Source organism: Pseudomonas sp. DCB_AW (assembly GCF_026240895.1).
Classification (GTDB): domain Bacteria; phylum Pseudomonadota; class Gammaproteobacteria; order Pseudomonadales; family Pseudomonadaceae; genus Aquipseudomonas; species Aquipseudomonas kermanshahensis.
The window spans coordinates 1-20,272 of record NZ_JAPFCE010000041.1 but is presented as its reverse complement, the minus strand read 5'-3'; the positions used below and the strand labels follow the sequence as shown (position 1 = coordinate 20,272).

General features: G+C 64.4%; 12 protein-coding genes. 4 read left to right on the top strand and 8 right to left on the bottom strand.

Annotation, left to right across the window (positions count from 1 at the left end; all coding sequences use genetic code 11):
• Positions 1-41: 41 nt before the first annotated feature.
• A complete protein-coding gene (locus OO306_RS19605) occupies positions 42-1,715 on the bottom strand; it encodes a ShlB/FhaC/HecB family hemolysin secretion/activation protein (protein WP_265969659.1) in 1,674 nt (557 codons plus the stop codon).
• A 93-nt stretch (positions 1,716-1,808) separates the two neighbouring features.
• Entirely contained in the window at positions 1,809-4,163 is a 2,355-nt protein-coding gene (gene pbpC / locus OO306_RS19600; RefSeq protein WP_265969658.1) for a peptidoglycan glycosyltransferase PbpC, read from the bottom strand.
• 77 nt (positions 4,164-4,240) lie between these two features.
• Here pbpC and OO306_RS19595 point away from each other — a divergent pair, with 77 nt between their 5' ends.
• On the top strand, positions 4,241-4,534 hold the full coding sequence (locus tag OO306_RS19595; RefSeq protein WP_027594960.1) for a hypothetical protein: 294 nt from the start codon (positions 4,241-4,243) through the stop codon (positions 4,532-4,534).
• A 195-nt stretch (positions 4,535-4,729) separates the two neighbouring features.
• Here OO306_RS19595 and OO306_RS19590 read toward each other — a convergent pair whose 3' ends face one another.
• Positions 4,730-9,640, bottom strand: a complete 4,911-nt coding sequence (locus OO306_RS19590) for an alpha-2-macroglobulin (protein WP_265969657.1) — start codon at positions 9,638-9,640, stop codon at positions 4,730-4,732.
• A 154-nt stretch (positions 9,641-9,794) separates the two neighbouring features.
• Between OO306_RS19590 and OO306_RS19585 the strand changes: the two genes are divergently transcribed.
• Positions 9,795-11,132 (top strand): MATE family efflux transporter, encoded by a 1,338-nt coding sequence (locus OO306_RS19585; RefSeq protein WP_265969656.1) that lies wholly within the window; start codon positions 9,795-9,797, stop codon positions 11,130-11,132.
• Positions 11,133-11,507: 375 nt separating this feature from the next.
• On the opposite strand, the gene OO306_RS19580 is transcribed toward OO306_RS19585, so the two are convergent.
• The 5 genes from OO306_RS19580 to OO306_RS19560 all read right to left on the bottom strand — a co-directional run bounded on the left by OO306_RS19580 (position 11,508) and on the right by OO306_RS19560 (position 16,464).
• The gene (locus OO306_RS19580) at positions 11,508-11,963 is read right to left on the bottom strand and encodes a transposase (protein ID WP_265969655.1); all 456 of its coding nucleotides are present in this window, start codon (positions 11,961-11,963) and stop codon (positions 11,508-11,510) included.
• A gap of 183 nt (positions 11,964-12,146) precedes the next feature.
• Positions 12,147-14,060: an arginine decarboxylase gene (gene speA / locus OO306_RS19575; protein ID WP_027594957.1), complete on the bottom strand. Its 1,914-nt coding sequence runs from the start codon at positions 14,058-14,060 to the stop codon at positions 12,147-12,149.
• A gap of 153 nt (positions 14,061-14,213) precedes the next feature.
• Positions 14,214-14,585 (bottom strand): translation initiation factor Sui1, encoded by a 372-nt coding sequence (locus tag OO306_RS19570; RefSeq protein ID WP_027594956.1) that lies wholly within the window; start codon positions 14,583-14,585, stop codon positions 14,214-14,216.
• Between the two features lie 272 nt (positions 14,586-14,857).
• Positions 14,858-15,394, bottom strand: a complete 537-nt coding sequence (locus OO306_RS19565; protein WP_265969654.1) for an NUDIX hydrolase — start codon at positions 15,392-15,394, stop codon at positions 14,858-14,860.
• Positions 15,395-15,396: 2 nt separating this feature from the next.
• A complete protein-coding gene (locus OO306_RS19560) occupies positions 15,397-16,464 on the bottom strand; it encodes a DUF2333 family protein (protein ID WP_027594954.1) in 1,068 nt (355 codons plus the stop codon).
• A gap of 249 nt (positions 16,465-16,713) precedes the next feature.
• Here OO306_RS19560 and OO306_RS19555 point away from each other — a divergent pair, with 249 nt between their 5' ends.
• Positions 16,714-18,072 (top strand): diguanylate cyclase, encoded by a 1,359-nt coding sequence (locus OO306_RS19555; RefSeq protein WP_265969653.1) that lies wholly within the window; start codon positions 16,714-16,716, stop codon positions 18,070-18,072.
• 169 nt (positions 18,073-18,241) lie between these two features.
• Positions 18,242-20,272 (top strand): methyl-accepting chemotaxis protein (locus tag OO306_RS19550; protein WP_265969652.1); only part of this gene is annotated, 2,031 nt, incomplete at its 3' end.

Below are 20,272 nucleotides of genomic sequence, written 5' to 3'. Positions count from 1 at the left end.
CGGCATCCGATTTGCCGTTGATAGGCCATCAGCCCCACGCCTCATTCCATCTGGTAGGTAAGGCTTAGCGTCACGCGTGGCCCGCGGCTCAGGGTATCCAGGGCAACATCGGCCAAGGGCTTCGCGACCTCCACCGCCAAATTGAAGTAGCGCCCATCCCCCAACCGCAGCCCCAGCGCAGCGGACGCCATGTGGGCATCCTCGACATTGCTGCGGTTGTACCAGGCCTGGGCAGCATCGAGTACCGCATAGGGTTGCAGCACCTTCAGCCAGTTGCCGTTGTGCCGAACACTGTAGCCAAGCTCATACGCCATACCCCAACCCTTATCGCCCGCTGCCTGGTCGCGTGGATAACCGCGGCCGAAAGTTTGCCCGCCAAACACCGCCCGCTCGCTGTCGGTCAGTGTGTCGTCGCTCCAGTACAAGGCACCAGACGCCACCCCCTGCCAATCATTGAACAACACATCGCTCTGCAAACCCGAGAGGCGAAAACGCAGAAAGTCCAGGTCATAGTCGGCATCGCTGCGCGCCCCCAGATAATCAAGGCCTTGATAGACGCCGGCACTGACGATACGCAAGCGGCGACCGTCGGCCTTGCGCCAATTGCCTTCAAATGACACCGCGCGTACGTAGCTGTCGTACTCGTGTGACGGCGACAGCCCCGCAGGCCGATCTTCGAGGTGCTCACTGATCGCGTAGAAGCACCCCGCCACCGTCATCCACTCATCGGCCTTGACGATCAGCGGCTGGCCAAGGCCAACCGAATAACGCTCGCTTTCACGCTGCTGAGTCAAATCGCTACCGTCCTCCAGCCGAATTCGGGTGCCCGGCGTGCTGCGATAGCGCGAAGCAGACACCAGCAACTGGCTGCCTTCAGCATCCAGGTACTGGCTGTAGTCCAACCGCTGGTAATGCGCCTGGTCATCACCGGGCGGCAACAACACGCTTGCCTGAAACTGCTCGGCATAGCGGGTCTGGGCGTTGCTGGTGACGGTGAACAGCGCCTGGGCGTCCTCACGGCTGCCATCGCTTACGGTAACGCCAGCGGCGAACGGCGTACGCCGCGCGTGGACCGTCAGCTGAGCGGCGCCCTCAGGCGACTGCGCCGCAGCCAATTCAGCGTCCACCACCACGCCGGGGAGGCGCTCGGCCAGGCCCATATAACGATCGAGCGTTTGCCGCGTCAGCGGGCGTTCCGCCTGCAAGCGCTGCAGCAACTGCTGCAGGTAGGTGCGGGCCGAGCCGATGTCACCTTCCAGCCGGTACCCGTGGATATAGCCCTCGACCAAAACCACCTCAACACGGCCGTCAGCGACATCCTGCGGCGGGAGGTAAGCGTACGACAGCAGGTAGCCTTCCTGCCGGTAACGTTGAGTAAGGCGCGCGGTGAACTGCTGCAACTCGCCCAGCGTGGTTTCACGCCCGATCAACGGCTGGTAGTGGTCACGCAGGTCACTCAAGGGGAAAACCGTCCCCCCTTCGAAGCGCACCTTGTGCAACACCAGGCGGGTCTCCAGCGGCGCCCAGCCTGCCGCGCTGGCGTTCGGCAGCGCCAGCTGCAGGCGTGGGGCAAGTGGGCGGTAGGTGTCCAGCGGCAGGTTGGCGGCGGGCAGGCGACGCTCGTTTTCGTGGCTGTCGAGAAAGCCCGGCAACGGCTCTGCGCGGGCCATCAAGGCCAAGGGCAGCAACAAAAGAGGTATGACCAGAGGACGCATAGGACGCTCCATGATCCCTCGTGTACCGGGGCGCCAGCCGGTCACACCCGTCTTGTGCAAAGCGTAGGTGCTGGCCCGGCAATCGTCGAACGGCTACTCGCTGACCTGAAACGCCACCCGCGCGGTCTCGCCACTTTCATCCAGCGCGCTGAGCTCGATCTGCCCAGGCCGTTCGAATCGTACCAGCAGGCTGTCCTGGCCTTGGGTCTCGCCCAACGGCTGACCGTTGAGGAACCACCAGCGCCGCCCGCCGCCGCCCAAGGCGGAAACGTGCAATTGCAGCGGTTCGCTGCTGGTTGCCGGACGGCGCAGGTTGTCCCCCGGGCGCACGCCGACAATCGACAGCGGGGGTGCGCTGGCGGGCGCCTGCGGTGGGCAGGCCGGGTCTACTGCCGGCAGGCGCGCTGCACGCCGTTCGACCCTGGGCAGCCAAGGCTCCAGCGGGGCGGGCCAGAGCGCGATGTCGCGTACCTTGGCCCCCGGGCAACTGCCGTCGACCCGCAGCCCTTGCGCATTGACCCAGACGCGCTCACGCAGGCCCAGCCCGAGCGGCTGATCGGCCGCCTGCAAGGTCGGCGGTGTGGTGCCGTCGAGGGTCCAGGCAAAGCGCTGGCGGCGGCAGTTGGGGTCTTGCCGATTCATCGGCTGGCCCAGCGGCCAGCAGATGGCTGCCACGCCGATGGTAGCGGGCACCTGCTCGACCGGCACGCTGATACCGCGCTGGGCATCGCGGTTGCTTAGCAGGTCATGCACCTGAAGCATCAACGGCGCCGCCGAGGCCAGGCCGAACTGCCCGGGTACCGGTGTGCCGTCGGGGCGGCCGATCCATACACCAATCAAGTAGCGCGGGCCGACCCCAATCGACCAGGCGTCACGAAAGCCATAGCTGGTACCGGTCTTCCAGGCCAGTTGCGGGCGCTGCACCAGTTCGGCGTGCGGGTCGCGGTCGGGGCGTGCCTGGCCGCTCAGAATACGCCGGATAATCCACGCCGCCCCTGGCGACAGCAGGCGTCGCTCTACCAGCGGGTCCTGCGGCTGCAGGCGGATGCGCGCACTGTTGCCGGCCCGGGCCAGCGCCGCATAACCGCCGACCAGGTCTTCCAGGCGGCTGCCCGCACCCCCGAGGATCAACGACAAGTTGGGCTCGGCCAAGGGCGGCAGCATCAGCGGCATGCCGGCCATGCGCAATTGCGCGGCGAAGCGTTTCGGGCCATACGCTTCCAGCAACTGAACGGCCGGCAGGTTGAGCGACAGCGCCAGTGCCGAGCTGGCCGACACCGGCCCGCTGAACCCCATCGAGAAGTTGCCGGGCCGATAGTCGCCGTAGCGCCTGGGCACATCCTGCAGCAGCGATTCGGAGTGGATCAGGCCGTCATCCAAGGCCATGCCGTAGAGGAAGGGTTTGAGCGTGGAACCGGGCGAGCGCAATGAGCGCACCATGTCGACGTGGCCGAAGCGGCGTGCGTCGCTAAGGTCGATCGAACCCAGGTAGGCGCGCACTGCCATGGTCTGCGCCTCGACCACCAGGATCGCCGCCGACGTGCGCTCCGGCAGGCGTGCGCGCCAGCCCAGCAGCAGGTCTTCGAGGCGCCTTTGCAAGGCTGCGTCTAGGGTGGTGCGAATCAGCGGCGGGCTATTCGCCGTGTTCAGCCGCCGCGCCAGCAACGGTGCCAGGGCCGGCTCCTGACGCGGCGCCAGCAGCAAGGGCTCCTCGGCAGCTTCCTTCAGCTGCTGGGCAGGCCATACTTGGTATTCCTCCAGGCGCTGCAGCACTTTGTCGCGCGCACGCTGGGCACGCTCGGGGTGGCGGTCCGGGCGCAAGCGGCTGGGTGCCTGGGGCAGCACCGCAAGCAGCGCCGCCTCGGCAGGTGTCAGGTGTTTGGGCGATTTGCCCAAGTACGCCCAGCTGGCCGCTGCCACGCCCTGCAGGGTGCCGCCAAAGGGTGCACGGTCGAGGTAGATCTGCAGGATTTCGCGCTTCGACAGGTGCCACTCCAGCTGCGCTGTACGCCATAACTGGCGCAGCTTGCCGGCCAGCGTCCGGTCATGCGGATCGAGCAGGCGCGCCACCTGCATCGACAACGTACTGCCCCCCGACACCACGCGCCCTCCGCGCAGGTTCAGCCAGGCCGCACGGGCCAGGGCCAGCGGGTTGACCCCAGGGTGGCGATAGAACCAGCGGTCCTCGTAGGTCAGCAACGCCTGCAGGTACAACGGCGAGACCTCTTCCGGGCTGACCGGGTAGCGCCACACGCCATCGGCGTCGGCAAAGCGCCACAACGGCGTGCCGTCTTCGGCCAGCACCACCCGCGCCAGGTCGTCGCCGGGCATGGGCAACGGCCAGATACGGTCGGCCAGCCATACCAGGCCCACAGCCAGGACCAGGGTGATGGCGCTACCACGCACAATCCTGCCCGCACGCGTGCGCGGCCGCGCTAAGCTTGGCATCGGGAACCGACTTGGCCAACTGATGGCCAAAGGCTTGGGAACGGCAACCTCGCCGGTGTGTTGATCAGGAAGCAACTATGCATGTAGAAGATTTTTTCGGGTGGCTGGGCCACGCACTCGGGTCGTTGATCCGCTTTATCGTCGACGCATTGAGCGGGCTGTTCAACCTGCTGGCCAATGCCGGCGGCAATTTCATCGATGGCCTGGCACGCACCCTGGGCATGGACACCTCGCTGGTCAGCATCCTTGCCCTGGTCGTCGGCCTGATGCTGCTGTACTCGGCAATCCGCGCCTTCATGCGCGCTTCGATCATCCTCGGGATCATCTGGTTGGTGCTGGGGTTGTGGGTGATGAGCTGGGTGATTCACTAAAGGCCATCGCCGCACCTCGCAGTGTGTGCTCGCTGTGTGTAGGAGCGGCCTTGCGTCGCGAAAGGGCTGCATAGCAGCCCCAGGATTTCGGCGTCACCCTTGATAATGCTGGGGCCGCTTTGCGGCCCTTTCGCGACGCAAGGCCGCTCCTACACCTGCCCGAGCACACATTAGCAAAGCCTCGAGCGCAGGCTTTTAACGGGCTTTGACGGTCATCTCGCCTTGCCCATCGCCCACTGCCTGCAGGTTCGGGCGGTACATCGACTCGACCTGCGGCGGCGGCACACGGTAGGTGCCCGGGGTTACTGCCCGCGCCAGGTACAGCAGGTGCGTGGTGCCATAGCTGTCCAGCTTGAGCGCTGCGACGTAACGGTCATCGCGGTACTCCTGGTGCAGCACGCTGGCGTTCTGCATCGACTCACGCCACTCTTTCACGGCACTGCTGGCATTCTCCAGGCTGGCCGCACTCTGTGCCAGGTTCTGGTTTTCCAGCTCAAGCCCCGCTGGCAGCAAATCCACTACCAGCGCATCCGGCACACGGTCTTCAGCCTTGAGGGCCAGGTGCACCAGCACCAGGTCGCCGCTGCGCAGGTTGTGCAGGTCCAACGCCTGGCCATTCATGCCCAGGTACTCACGACGAATCTGCAGACCATTGCCACCGGCTGCCGGCGCCTGGCGCGGGTAGCCAGACAGCGTCAGCTGCTGGTAAAGCGTCTCGCTGCCTTCGTTTTGCACCGTCAGCGGCGACGCCAGCAGCGGGCCTTCGAGCTTGAGGCCGGTTTCGGCATTGTTGAACTCGCGGATCTCGCCCGCGCTGTCCAGACGCGCCTGCCACTTGCCTTCCGGCTTGCCGAGCAAACCACGGCCAGCGAGGAACAACGCGTTACGTTCCTGAGTCGACAGCCAGCGGTTGGCCGCCAACTCGTCCGACAGTGCGAACAGGCGTTGGTCGACCTGCTTGCTGGCCAGGTTGCTCTCCTGCAACAGCGCCAGAATCAGCGCCTGGTCACGCAGGCTGCTGCCGTAGTCAGCCATCCAGCCTTTGCTGCGGCCAATACCCAGGCCGGCTTGCAGGGCCTGCTCGGAACGCGGCTTGTCGCCCATCTTCTCCAGCGCTACCGCCAGCTGCACCAGCGGCAAGCCGGAGCGGGCGTCGGCACGGCGTTCGAACAACCCGCGCAAGGCACCCAACGGCGCCTGCTGGCTGCGCGACAGAACCAGGGCAGCATAAGCCTGCACGGCGAAGCGGGTATGGTCAGCGTTCTCGCTGTAGTCGACCTCGATCAGGTTGCGTTCCTGCAAGTAGCGCAGCAAGCGCTCGTTGGCCTTCTTCAGCGCCTCGGCGGGCACGCCGTAGCCCTGGTCACGGGCGCGCAGCAGGAAGTCGGTGACGTAGGCGGTCAACCAGTACTCTTCTTCACTGTCCGAACTCCACAGGCCGAAGCTGCCGTTGTACCGCTGCATGCCCAGCAGGTGCTCGATGCCCATTTCGATCTTGCGCTTGCGCACGTCGGCCGGTTCGCCCTTGATCCCCAAGCGTTTGAGGCTTTCGGCATCGGCGTAGAGCGACGGATAAAGGCCGCTGGTGGTCTGCTCCAGGCACCCATAGGGGTAAGCTTCGAGGGCACGAATCTGTTCGGCCAGGTTCAGCGGCGGCCGGCTCGACAAGACCAGGCTGGCTTCAAGGCCCGCCGGTTCGAAGGCAGCCAGGTCCGCCTCGGGCAACGCCCATGGCTGGTCCTTCAAGGCAACCCGGTAGTGCTTGAGCATCGCCGGATAAGCCGGGCGCACACCCAAGGTCCACTCACGCTCGAAGGCAGTGGCCGGCTCGTTTGGCAGTTGCAGGCCATTGACCCGCACGCGCACCTTGCCCTGCCCCAGGCCACCTTGGGCCTGCACCGGAATCATCAGCGTGCGGCGTTGGCCTTCGTCCAGCGCGACGCTTTGCACCGCGCTCGCCGCCAGGCTCAACTGGCCTTCGGTGCTGATCTCGACATTCAATTGCTGGGCGCGGCCCGACAGGTTGGCCAGGTCCAGCGCCAGGCTGGTGCGGTCGCCACCGGCCAGGAAGCGCGGTGCCGAAAGCTCGGCGATCAGCGGCGCAGCCACCACCGTCTTGCCCTCGGCCACGCCGAAATGATCCTCGGTCCAGGCCTGCGCCATCAGCCGCAGTTCGCCATTGAAGTCGGGGATGTCGACGGTGGCCTGGCCCTCGCCCTTCTCGTCCAGGGTCACCGGCAGGCTCTGCTGCGCGACGATGGTCACCGTGGTATTGGGGCGCTTGCCACCCTTGGCCATGGCCGCGTCACCGCCAAAGGCCAGGCTGGCAAGGCGGCCCTGGCCGGCCTCGATCAACTGGCCGTAGATGTCCAACTGGTCGGCGCCATACGCTTTGCGGCCGAACAGGCTGGTGAAGGGGTCGGGGGTCTTGAAGTCGGTGATGTTGAGGATGCCGACATCAACTGCCGACAGCAGTACATGCACCTGCTGCCCCGCAGCCGCTGGGCTGCCATCGGCATTGGCCACCTTGAACTTGACTGTCAACGGCTGCTTGGGCCGCATCTTCTCCGGCGCCTGCAAGCTGACCGCCAGCTTACGCTCGGCCCGGTCGAGTGGCAGGTGCAGCACGCCCACCGCGCGTTTCGGTGTGGCATTGGCCTTGCGCTCGCCGGGGCGAATCACCAGGGCGCTGATATACAGGTCGTGGCGTGCCCACTTCTTGTCCAGTTGCACGTCGAAGGTCTTGCCTTCGGCCGGCACCTCGATCTCTTGCCACCACAACGGGCCATCGCTGGACTCGATCATCAGGTAGCCGCTGCCGGCGGCAGGCGGGGTCACCGTGACTTTGGCGGTGGCGCCATCGGCGTAGGACGGTTTGTCCAGGGCCAGCTTGACCTGGTCCGGGCGTACTGCGCCGCCTTCGGCGTTGTCCTGGGCGCGATAGCCCGCCCAGAAGCGCTCGCTGGACACCAGGCCAGTCTCTGGGTCTTCGACCTCGACCCGGTAAGGGCCCCACTCGACCTGGAACGACAACTTGGCGGTCGAGCCGGCCTTGACGCTGACGGTCTCTTCGCTCTGGGTGAGGAATTTCTCGTTGTAGTTGTAGCTCCAGCCGTCGCTCTGCGAGTAGTTCCAGTAGTAGTCACGGCGCTCGCGAATCAAGCGCACCTTGAGGTCGTTGGCCGCAAGCTTCTTGCCATCACGGTCGGCCACCAGGAACTCGAATTCCACCGGGCCGTCACTGTCGGTTTCCTCGCCTTCGAACAGGCCGCGCAGGCCCGGCAAGCGTTCGGCAGGCCAGATCGGCTGTTCCAGGCGACGGGTGATCGGCCGGCCACCAGACTCCTGCAGGCTGGCCTGCACGGTCAGTTGCAGTGGCGAGCGGGCTTCGGCCCAGCGGCTTTCGATATCGACCACTGCCTTGCCGGCCTGGTCGAGGGTGACTTCGTCCAGCTCCAGGTCCTGGTTCAACTCGGTTTCGGTGACCGAACCGAACTGGTAACCCGGCAGCGCCGGCACCGCTTCGCGCAACGGGCGCACGTAAGCTTGGCCACTCAGCCGGTTACCCGCAGCCGGCGCGCCGTAAAGGTAGCGGCCATTGACCTGAATGTGGGCGTCCTGATCAGGCGCAAGCGGTGCGCTGCTGCCTTTGAGCTCCAACGCCAAACGTTCGGGGAGGAAGTCTTCGACCAGAAACTCGTAGACCTGCTTGCGCCCGCCCCCCAGGTCGAGCAGCAATTGCCAGCGACCGGTCGGCGCCTCGCTGGCCAGTTGCAGTTGGTACTGGTAAAGGCCACTGCCATCCGCCTCCCAAACAAACTTGCGGCTGACCTGCTCATCAGGGCGACGCACTTCCACACTGACCGGCTGGGCCTTAACCGGCTTGCCATCCTGGTCGCGCAGCAGGCCGTTGAGCAGCACGGTCTCACCCGGGCGATACAGGTCGCGCGGGCCGAAGATGAACAACTGCAAAGGGTTGGCTTGCGGGCCGGTGATATCGAATTCGGCCAGGTCCAGGGCTGCAGTGTTCAGGCGCAGCAACGTGGTGTGCACGCCTTGCGTGGCAATCAGGGTATCGGCCTTGGGCGTGATCGGCAGTTCGGCGTGGCCGTCGCCATCGGTCTTGGCCTGGGCCAGTAACTTGCCCTTCTCGTCATGCACCTCGAGGTTGACGTCTTTCATCGCCTTGCCACCTTCCAGGGCTTGGGCGAACACGTCGAGGCGGTCGCGGTAGCGGTGCGCAGAGACGCCGATGTCACTGAGGCTGAACAGGGTCGCCGGCTGCGAGTAATCGTAGGTGCCCGAGGCACGCATCACTGCCAGGTACACGCCCGGTTCCTGCAGCGGCTTGATCCCGGCAATCGGCAGCAGCACGGTCTCGCGGGTGTTGCGCGCGGGGTTGAGATCGAAGCGGCCGCTGTAGACCAGCTCGGCCATGTCCAGGGTTTCTTTGGACTGGTAGTAGTACAGGCTGCTGTTACGCCCCCAGTTGACCAGGAAGGTCGAGAGCATCTCGGGCTTCACGCGGAAGAACTCGACATCAACCTTGTCGACGTTCAGGGCGATCACCGGCAAGCCCTCGGCCAGGCGCGTGGGCAGCAACGAACCGCGGCTGGCAAAGCCGATGGTCGGCTGCATGTCGCGGGTTTCCAGGCGGGTGACCGACTCGCTGTCGAGCGCGTTGCCATTGACCGCCAGCAGGCCTTTGTCGACCGTGAGCACCAGCTTGCGCTGCGGCTCCAGGTGGCGCAGGCGCAGTTCCATCTGGTTGTCGGAGAGTTCCCAGGCCCCGTCGACCTTGCCTTTGACGGTGTCGACCAGGTGCAGTTTGCCGGCGAAGTCCTGTGTGGCATCCAGCGGCGCGGAGAAGCTGATCGACAGCGCGCTGGCGCCGTCCAGTTGCACTTCCGAGACGTCCAGCACCGTGAGCGCCCGGCCCTCGTAGCGCTTGGCGAGCACGGCAGGGGCTTCGCGCTTGGCCGCTGGGGCCTCGGCGGGCGCGGTGGCTGCCGGTTTCTCGGCCGGCGCGGGTTTGTCCGGCGCGGAGGAGTCACAAGCACTGAGCAAAGCCAGCGCGCAGGCCAGCAACAATCCTTTGTTGAACATGGAGTAGGAACTCTTAGGCAGCGTGTACGTGAGGGCAGCAACTATAGCGCAACGACGGGCGCGTCACCCGCCGCGTAGCGCCAGGTGAGACCGCGTTCGCGCGAATTGGTTGCCTGGCCGGTACACTGTGGCACTGCTTATGCCAGGAATTGAAATGTCTCAACTGACCACCGACTGGCGCGACCGCCCTACCCACCGCAAGGTCTGGGGCCTGGCCGCACCGATGATCCTCTCCAACATCTCCGTACCCCTGGTGGCGCTGGTCGACAGCACCGTCATCGGCCACCTGCCCCACGCCCACCAGCTGGGCGCCGTTGCCGTGGGCGCCACGCTGTTCACCTTCATGGTTGGCCTGATGGGCTTTCTGCGCATGGGCTCGACCGGCTTCGCAGCCCAGGCTGCTGGGCGGGGTGACGGCGCGGCGTTGCGCCAGGTGTTGGTGCAAGGGCTGCTGCTGGCCCTGGGCTTTGCCGTGGTCATCGGCCTGTTGGCGCTGCCCTTCAGCCAGTTGGCGCTGCACGCGATGCAGCCCAGCGCGGCGTTGCAGCAATCCACCGAGGATTTCTTCCACACCCGCCTGCTCGGGCTGCCTGCGGCACTGGCCAGCTACGCGCTGGTCGGCTGGTTCCTCGGCACCCAGAATGCCAGGGCGCCGCTGGCCATCCTGCTGACCACCAACCTGCTGAACATCATTCTCAACCTGTGGTTTGTGCTCGGCCTGGACTGGGGGGTGCTGGGTTCAGCGCGGGCCTCGGTGATCGCCGAGTGGAGCGCCGCACTGCTGGGCCTGGCCCTGACCCGCCCGGCCTTGCGCGCGTACCCCGGGCACATCGCTTGGGCGGCGCTCAAGCGCTGGCAAGCCTGGAGGCCGCTGCTGGCCGTCAACCGTGACATCTTCCTACGTAGCCTGGCATTGCAACTGGTGTTCCTGCTGATCACCGTGCAAGGCGCCCGGCTGGGTGAGGCGACAGTGGCAGCCAACGCCCTGCTGCTCAATGGCCTGCTGCTGACCGCCTACGCGCTCGACGGGCTCGCCCATGCAGTCGAGGCCTTGTGCGGCCACGCCATCGGCGCCCGCGACCGCGATACGCTCCGCCGCTCGCTGGTAGTAGCGTGCGGTTGGTCGCTGATCACCAGCGTTGGCTTTGCCGGGCTGTTCCTGCTGGGTGGGCACCTGTTCATCGACCTGCAGACCGATATCGACAGTGTGCGGGCGGCGGCCTACCCGTACCTGCCGTACTTGGCGGTACTGCCGTTGATTGCGGTGTGGAGCTACCTGCTCGACGGTTTGTTCATCGGCGCGACCCGGGCGCGGGAGATGCGCAATGCGATGCTCGCGTCAGTGATGATTGCGCTGCCGGTGGCGTGGGCCATGAATGGGTTTGGCAACCACGGCTTGTGGTTGGCGTTTCTCGGGTTCATGGCATTGCGGGCGGTGACGTTGGGGTGGGTTGGGTGGCGGCTGCAGCAAAAGGGGCTGTGGGTTCAGTAATTTTGGGGCTGCTTTGCAGCCCATCGCGACGCAAGGCCGCTCCTACACGGATGCGCGTTCATCTGTAGGAGCGGCCTTGCGTCGCGAAATGAGGGCGCAGCCCTCACCTGCTAACTTACAGCCAAACACAATCCCAATGTGGGTACTGCCCAGCACGCGTTACCAACCCCGCACACACGGATGCGCATTCACCTGTAGGAGCGGCCTTGCGTCGCGAGATGAGGGCGCAGCCCTCACCTGCTAACTCACAGCCAAACACAATCCCAATGTGGGTACTGCCCAGCACGCGTTACCAGTCCCGCACACACGGATGCGCATTCACCTGTAGGAGCGGCCTTGCGTCGCGAAATGAGGGCGCAGCCCTCACCTGCTAACTTACAGCCAAACACAATCCCAATGTGGGTACTGCCCTGCACGCGTTACCAGCCCCGCACGAATGGGATTAGCGATGATGTAACGCGCAGCCGCTTTGACATCTTCCTCTTTACGCAATGCGCGATCAAAAAAACCCGGTTGCCAGATATGCAGTCGTTCTGCGCCAACTCGATACAAAGCACAGGCGCTTTTGGACTTGAACGAACACATCAGACTTCCCAGGCTGTTGGCCCTTAGCTCGATCAGCCAATGCAGGTGATCTGGCATGAGAATCCATGCCAGCGTTCGACTGCTGCCCGCCTCATCACTCAAGCGCAATTGTTGGACGACGGCTCTGGCGAACCAGAGGTTGAGGAATAATGGATAGCGTTTACGGGTGACCGTCGTTAAAAGGTAAAGACGGCCGGGTTCGGATACCCGGCCAACGCGCAAACGGTGGTTGCCTTGACAGTCCATGTCGTTCTCCTTTGAACATCGCATTCAAAGGTAGCAACGGTAGGTCAGTACACTGTGAACGGATCATTTCCGGGTGTGACGTCGGTGAGGGCTTCGCCCTCATTTTCGCGACGCAAGGCCGCTCCCACAGGGTTAGCGCACCCTCCAAAGGGCAGCGCTAGCCTGGGGAAGCGGCCCCGGCGATTACGAAGACAAGTACGAAGAGCGGGTCAGCCCCAGGCGCAAGGCATCGAGGAACTGCGTCCGCTCACGGGCGGTGATCTTCGCGCTGGCGACCTTGTCGCGGTAGTGAGTCATCAACTCCTCCGGCGACAGGTGCACGTAACGCAGCATGTCTTCGATGGTGTCGTGGGTCTCGATACCGGCGTGGTACACGCTGCCATCGGCATTCTGGTAGATGTTCACCGAGTCGGTATCACCGAACAGGTTGTGCATGTCACCCAGAATCTCTTGGTAGGCGCCAACCAGGAACACACCCAGCAGGTAGTCCTCGCCCTCATTGAGCGCATGCACCGGCATGCTGGTCTCGATGCTCTGCTCGTCGACGTACTGGTTGATCTTGCCGTCGGAGTCACAGGTCAGGTCTTGCAGCACCGCGCGGCGCATCGGCTCTTCATTCAGACGATGCAGCGGGATGATCGGCAGTACCTGGCCGATGGCCCAGGTATCCGGCAAGCTCTGGAACACCGAGAAGTTGCAGATGTACTTGTCGGCCAGCTTGTCATTGAGCTCGTCCAGCACCTGGCGGTGCGAACGCTGGCGCGCCTTCAGCGAGTTGTGCAGGCGACGGCACACGGCGAAATAGCACTGCTCGGCCAGGGCTTTTTCGGCCAGGCTGATCTTGCCATCGGCGTACTGCGCCGCCACGTCACCCATGTAGTGGGTAGCGCGCCAGTAGGTCTCGGTGACCATCTCGATGTCGGTCGGGCCCAGCAGGTCGGCCAGCCACTGCACAGTCTCGGGCAGGGCTTCCTTGTTTTCGATGGTCGGCACGTCGTCGTTGTGTTTTTCGACGTCGGTCACCTGGATCACCAGCATGGCGTGGTGAGCGGTCAGCGAACGGCCGCTCTCGGAGAAGATGTGCGGGTGCGGCAGGCCCTGCGCGTCGCAGAATTCCTTGAGCATGCCCACCACCACGCCGGCATAGTCATCCATGTCGTAGTTGATCGAGCTGGCATTGCGCGAGTGAGTACCGTCGTAGTCCACACCCAGGCCACCGCCGACGTCGATGTGGTCGACCGGCAGGCCCAGTGCACGCAGCTCGCCGTAGTAGCGGATGGCTTCCTTGAAGCCGTGCTGGTAGTCCGCCAGGTTGGCGATCTGCGAACCCATGTGGAAGTGCAGCAGGCGGATGCCCTGGTCCAGGCCGGCATCGCGGAAGCGCTGCACCACCGAAATCAGCTGCGCAGCCGACAAACCGAACTTGGACTTCTCGCCACCGGTGTCAGCCCACTTGCTCGACGCCAGCGACGACAGGCGCACACGCAAGCCGACCTGCGGCTTGACTTTGAGCTCGGCGGCCTCCTCGATCACCAGCGCGACCTCGGATTCCTTCTCGATGACGATGAACACGTTGTGGCCCAGCTTCTGGCCCATCAGCGCCAGGCGGATGAACTCACGGTCCTTGTAACCGTTGCAGACGATGGTGCCGCCCTTTGGCGCCAGCGCCAGCACTGCCAGCAGCTCGGGCTTGGAGCCGGCCTCAAGGCCAATCGAGACGTTCTGCGTGGCGATGATGTTTTCCACCACCGCTTCCTGCTGGTTGACCTTGATCGGGTACAGCGCGGTGTACTGGCTCTGGTACTCGAGGCGCGCGATGTTGGCGTCGAAGGCACCGGTCAGCTGGCGTACACGGTCTTGCAGGATGTCGGGGAAGCGCACCAGCAACGGCAACGACAGGCCGCTCTGGCGCAGTTCGTCGACCTGCTCGAACAGGTCGATCGGCGCGCTATTGGGGCCATTAGGGCGTACTTCGACGCGCCCGGCTTCATTGATGGCGAAATAACCAGCGCCCCAATGGCGGATGCCGTAAACACTGCGGCTGTCGGCCACGGTCCATTGGCTACCATCGTCTTTGCGTGTGCGTCGTACGGACATTCAAGTCCCCTATAGATAAGTCGAAAACACTGCCCCAACGAAAAGGGCCGGCGCAGTGTAGAAGCTGAAAATGACGATTCGTCCGGTTCAGGGGTAGACCCTTCCAACAGGAACGAGTTTAGAAAGCACTGGGCAAAAAAACGCGCGACGGCCTCAGCCGCCCGACTTTTTCGCCTTGAAACCCTGTTTGGTCAGCTCGCCGATCAACAGCTCGACATGGTCGCCCTGAATCTCGATAACCCCGTCCTTCAAGGCGCCACCGGTACCGCAGCGGCGCTTGAGCGTGGTGGCCAGCTCCTTGAGCTGATCGAGGGGCAGCGGCACACCGGTGACGGTGGTCACGGTCTTGCCACCGCGGCCTTTGCTTTCCCGGCGTACGCGGGCAATGCCGTCGCCTTCGGGGATGATTTGCTGCTTGCAGGTGCAGGCATCCACCGGCTGGCTACAGTCAGGGCAGTGCCGACCGGCATCGGTGGAGAACACGAGACCGCCAAGGGCGGAAAAGGAAGAAGCTTTCTTGGCCACTTTTGTTCCTCTGTGCTGAGGACAAAAACTGGTCGGCGGGAGCCGACCGCGAAGCCCCACTCTGGCAGGGGCGGCGCTACTGCCGCAAGATCTTGCGACAGCCCGAAAAGGGCGCGCAGTGTAACGATAAATCAGGGGATTGCTAAGTACTGGAATGCGCCATTTTGCGAATGTTTTGCGACCCCTGGGCGCTGGGGCTGCTTTGCAGCCCTTTCGCGACACAAGGCCGCTCCTACAAGGGCACCGCAATCGCCTGTAGGAGCGGCCCCGCTTTACAATAGGCCGGCTTTGTACCGCTGCAACGCCGCCAACGAGTCCGGGCAATACGGCTTGGTGTGGCTTTCTTCTTCCGCCTGCGCCAGGCTGATGAACCGCGCCTCGCTCACCTCTTCCGGCTGCAAGCGCAACGGTGCATCGGACACCGCCGAATACACCGCACACCACAAGCGGTTATCGGGCTGGTCGAAGTAGAACCGTTCATGAAAGCGCAACGCGACGCCGTCGATACCCAGTTCTTCGGCCAACTCCCGCGCAGCCGACTCGGCGTAGCCCTCGCCCGCCGTCACCATGCCGCCCGCCGCCACATCCCAAAAGCCTGGGTACAGCGCCTTGCTCAAGGTACGCCGGTGCACGCACAACTCCCCGGCGCTATTGAACAGCAAGATGAACGTGCAACGGCCAATCAGCCCGCGCTCGCGCAACTCTGCCCTGGGCAAGGCGCCGAGCACCTGGTCGGCTTCGTCGACCCAGGCAACCAGCTCACGGTCGGAAGCCGCCCGATGGGCGGCTTCCTGGGTGCTGATGGCCACGATCAACCCTGCGACAGCAGCTGACGCAGGTCGATGACCGCAGCGTTGGCCCGGGAGATGTAGTTGGCCATGACCAGCGAGTGGTTGGCCCACATGCCGAAGCCGCTGCCATTGAGCACCATCGGGCTCCACAGCGCTTCCTGCGAGGCTTCCAGCTCACGGATGATCTGGCGCACGCTGACCGTGGCATTCTTTTTCGCCAGCACATCGGCGAAGTCGACCTCGATGGCGCGCAGCAGGTGCGACAGCGCCCAAGCCTGGCCACGGGCTTCGTAGAACACGTTGTCGATCTGCAGCCATGGGGTTTCGACCAGCTCTTCGTCAACCTGCGGTGCCTGGCCAGGTTGTACCGACTCGGTCTTCAGGGTGGTGTTGAGCTTGACCCGGCCAACGCTGGCAGACAGGCGCTGCGACAGCGAACCCAGGCGGGTAGCCACATCGCCCAGCCAGTTGTTCAGGTTGTCGGCACGGGTGTAGAAGATCGCGCCCTTGTCGCCAGCGGCCAGGCGGGTCTGGTAGCGGTTCAGCGACTTGATGCCTTCTTCGAACTCAGACTCGCTCGACGGCAAGATCCAGCTCTTGTTGTCGAAGTTGAAGCGCGGCTCGGCCTTGGCCAGGTCGGCGTCTTCAGTGGACTGCGACTGCGAGCGGGCGAAGTCTTTGCGCAACGCGCGGGACAAATCGCGGACCTGGACCAGCACGCCGTATTCCCAGCTCGGCATGTTGTCCATCCACAGCCCCGGCGGGAAGCGGTCGTTGGAAATGTAACCGCCCGGCTTGTTCAGCAAGGTACCGGCGACGGTCTTGAGGGTTTCGATGGTGGTATAGCCGATGACCATCTGCTGGCCATTACGCTCGGCCGCAGCCTGGGCGTTCTGCTGCACCGGGAACAGCTCCGGCTCCTGGCTCCAGTACCAGCCCAGTCCGATACAGACCAGCAGGTACAGGCCGATCAGGGTACCCAGGGCACGGCTCCAGAGGCCGCCCAAGTAGCTACGGGCGGCGGCGCCACGGCCATCAACACGCTCGCGGGGTTCGGCTTTGGCCTCGCGGTTTTTCCAGTCCAGCATGGCATTGTCCTTAATCAGTCAAGACGGTTCAGAGGCTTGGACCCCAGGCCTTCGCCAGGGTGCCACGGCAAGCCCGCATCGCTGCACTATAAAGCAGACACTGCCGTACGCATAAGCGACCAGTGGGTCAGTAACTGAATATTCGTTCTAAACGCTTTGTTGATGGAGGGCACTCACCCAACGGAAAAGAGCTGCTAGCATAGAGCCATCATCGCACCTGCACACCACCCACCCAAAAGTAGCCAGGACATGAGCCAAGCAGTCGATCCGAGCCACCAGTGCCCCGCCCAGCCTCTGTCGCGTACCGGCCTGCGCAAGGATGACCCGCTCAACCCGGTGCCCCTGCCGCCGCTGCGCAAGCCTGTGTACATCCTTTTGCAGGACCACGAGCGTGCACAACGCCTGGCCCAGCAGTTGGAGTTTTTCGGCCTCGGCGTGCAGGCCTTGTTCAGTGCGGATGCGTTTCGGGCTTCGCTCAGTGAATGCCCGCCTGCGGCGGTGGTGATGGATGTCGACTTCACCGGCAGCGGCCAGGGCCTGCACTTGGCCGCTCAGGCTCAGCAAGGTGTGCCGCAAACGATTCCGCTGCTGTTCTTCAGCCACCACGAAACCGATACGCCGACCCGCCTTGCCGCCGTGCGCGCTGGCGGCAAAGAGTTTCTGACCGGCACCCTGGAAGCCTCCAGCCTGCTGGAGAAGGTCGAGCTGCTCACCAGCACTACCCCGCTCGACCCACTGCGGGTGTTGATCATCGACGATTCGCGCACCCAGGCCCTGCACACCGAACGGGTGCTGAGCAGCGCGGGCATGATTACTCGCAGCCTGACCGACCCGATCCGCACCATGGCGGAACTGGCCGACTTCCAGCCGGACCTGATCATTCTCGACCTGTACATGCCCGCCTGTACCGGCCCGGAGCTGGCCAAGGTAATCCGCCACAACGACCGCTATGTCAGCGTGCCAATCATTTACCTGTCGGCCGAGGACGACCTCGACAAGCAGCTCGACGCCATGAGCGAAGGTGGCGATGACTTCCTCACCAAGCCGTTTCGTTCGCGCCACCTGATCACCACCGTGCGCAACCGCGCCGCCCGCGCCCGCCACCTCAAGGCACGCATGGTGCGCGACAGCCTCACCGGGCTGTACAACCACACCCATATCCTGCAACTGCTCGAAGATTGCAGCTTCCGCGCCCGGCGCGAGCAGCAGCCCTTGAGCTTCGCCATGCTCGACATCGACCGTTTCAAGAAGATCAACGACCGCCATGGCCATCCCATGGGCGACCGGGTGATCAAGAGCCTGGCGCTGTTCCTCAAGCAACGGCTGCGCAAGACCGACTTCATCGGGCGTTACGGCGGCGAAGAGTTCGCCATCGTCATGCCCAACACCGCCCTGGATGCCGCGCACAAGGTCCTGGACGAAATCCGCCGGCGCTTTGCCGAGATCCTCTATCCGGCGCAGCCACGGGACCTGAACTGCACGTTCAGCGCGGGGGTGGTGCAACTGGACGATGAGCTGGATGCGCTGACCATGGCCAGTGCAGCGGACGAGGCGTTGTACCGGGCCAAGCACGCGGGGCGTAACTGCGTGGTTCGGGTGGAGCCTTAGCAGCAAAACATTGCTCACTGATTTAGCAGGAACTCTGTGGGAGCGCCGGCCAAAGGGTTCGGAAATCTCCTACAGCATGGCGACAGGCCAGCATCGTCATCATCTCGTCACAAAATGGCAATAACTTCAGGCGCTTACCTCTCCCACTCCCCGCAGGAAGTTCGCGGCTATGCGCCTGAAGTGGCTGACCAATTTCAACACCCTGTTGCTGGTGACCGTCTGTATCGCCCTGGCCGTGACCTTGTGGTGGTCACAGCGTGCCCTGGAGCGCCCCTATCAGATGATGGAACGCTACCTGGGCCTGTCCCAACAGTTCCAGAACCAGGCAGCGCACAACATCCAGGCCTACCTGGCCAGTGGTGATGCCTTGCGCCATGCCGCTGCCATGGAGGCGAACCAGCAGTTGCAGGCGGCATTGGCCGAATGGCCCGACGCGCTGGCCGACAAACTGCACCCCAGCCTCGACAGCCTGCAGGCCTTTACCGCCGAAGAACTGCTGGCGGCCGGCAAGCTGGCCGGCGACCCGCAAGCGCTGCTACTGCAAGCCGAGCGCGAACTGGGGGCCAACTTCGAACAACTGGCCAATTACGCCCGTGACAGCGGCAGCGCCGAGGCCAACCGCTATCTGTTGCCTTTGCTCGACGCCACCGTGCACCTGGGCCGCCTGTCGCTGGCCCGGGACAAACTGGTCAGCAGCGGCCGCCCTGAACTGGCCGACGAAGTGGAGCGCGAGCTGCAACTGATCCGCGCCCAGGCCCAGGCCCTCGACAGCTTGCCGTTGCTGGGTGTTACCCGCGCAGCCGAGTCCAATGCCGATGATTTCGCCGCCCTGATGGGCCTGGAAACCCAAGCCAGCGCACAGCAGGAAGACATTGCCGTCGCCCTCAAGCGCGAACTGCAGAGCCTGCTCACGCGCTACCCGGCCGAACTGCAACGCACCCGCGAGCAAATCGAGCGCCGCGCCGCCCTGGCCGCCAGCACGGGCCAGCGCCTTGAAGCGGTGCAGCAGGCCATCGCCGGCCTGGAGCCTGAAGTCCGCGGGCTGCACGCCAAAATCGCCGCCGAAGTGCGTATCAGCCAAGGCCTGATGATCGGCCTGATCTTGCTGATCGCGCTGCTCATCGACACCCTGCAGCGGCGCTTGGCGCGTACGTTGACCAGCCTGGCGCCGGCCCTGTCGCACTGGGCAGAGGGCGACTTCGCCAAGCCGATCGCCCTGGGCAAGACCAACCGTGAACTGCACGACATTCAGGAATCGCTCAACCGCCTGCGCCACTACCTGGTGGAACTGGTTGGCACCATCCGCCACAACGCCGAACAGGTGGCCGGCAGCAGCCATGCCCTGGCCGGTATGAGCGCCGCCCTGCACGACGGTGCCGAGCGCCAGGCGGGCGACACCGGGCAGATTCGCGACGCGCTGGGTGAACTGGAAGCGACCATCCAGCAAGTGGCCGGCGATGCCAGCGCCGCCGCCGACGCCAGCCGCGATGCCGGCCGGGCGGTGGAGCACGGCCAGGCGGTGATTGGCCAGAGCTTGTCGGGGTTACGCGAACTGGTGGACGAAGTGCAGGGTAACGCCCGCATGATCGAACAACTGGCTGAGGAGTCCGCCACCATTGGCGGCGTGTTGACGGTGATTCGCTCGATTGCCGAGCAGACCAACCTGTTGGCCCTCAACGCCGCGATCGAAGCTGCCCGCGCGGGCGAAATGGGCCGTGGCTTTGCCGTGGTGGCTGACGAAGTGCGCTCCCTGGCGCAGCGCACCACAGGCGCCACCGGCGAGATCCAGACACTGATCGACCGCTTGCAACAAGCCGCCAGAGGCTCGGTGGCGGGCATGCGGGCGCAGTTGGAACATGCCGAAGCCACCGCCGACCAGGCCCAGGCCGCAGATGGCGCGCTGGACGAGATTGTCCGCGCCATTCGTACCATTGCCGATACGGCGGTGCGGATTGCCGATGTCACGGCCCAACAGAGCGGTGCGGTGAGCGAGATTCGTGACCATAGCGAGCGGATTCATGAGCTGGGCGAGGACAATTTGCAGCGCATTGGCGAGGGGCGTGAGCAAGGGGAGCAATTGCTGAGCCTGGGCAGCGAGCTGAGCACGGCGCTGTTTGCCATCGCCGGGCTGTACGGGTCGGCCTGCTGGCGGGTTGAGCTGCTGCGCAACCAACCCAGCTCGGCCGCCCATTGTCAGCAC

Coding starts and splice junctions, on each gene's coding strand:
- OO306_RS19605 (WP_265969659.1), bottom strand. CDS start 1,715: ATGCGTCCTCTGGTCATACCTCTTTTGTTGCTGCCCTTGGCCTTGATG.
- pbpC (WP_265969658.1), bottom strand. CDS start 4,163: ATGCCAAGCTTAGCGCGGCCGCGCACGCGTGCGGGCAGGATTGTGCGT.
- OO306_RS19595 (WP_027594960.1), top strand. CDS start 4,241: ATGCATGTAGAAGATTTTTTCGGGTGGCTGGGCCACGCACTCGGGTCG.
- OO306_RS19590 (WP_265969657.1), bottom strand. CDS start 9,640: ATGTTCAACAAAGGATTGTTGCTGGCCTGCGCGCTGGCTTTGCTCAGT.
- OO306_RS19585 (WP_265969656.1), top strand. CDS start 9,795: ATGTCTCAACTGACCACCGACTGGCGCGACCGCCCTACCCACCGCAAG.
- OO306_RS19580 (WP_265969655.1), bottom strand. CDS start 11,963: ATGGACTGTCAAGGCAACCACCGTTTGCGCGTTGGCCGGGTATCCGAA.
- speA (WP_027594957.1), bottom strand. CDS start 14,060: ATGTCCGTACGACGCACACGCAAAGACGATGGTAGCCAATGGACCGTG.
- OO306_RS19560 (WP_027594954.1), bottom strand. CDS start 16,464: ATGCTGGACTGGAAAAACCGCGAGGCCAAAGCCGAACCCCGCGAGCGT.
- OO306_RS19555 (WP_265969653.1), top strand. CDS start 16,714: ATGAGCCAAGCAGTCGATCCGAGCCACCAGTGCCCCGCCCAGCCTCTG.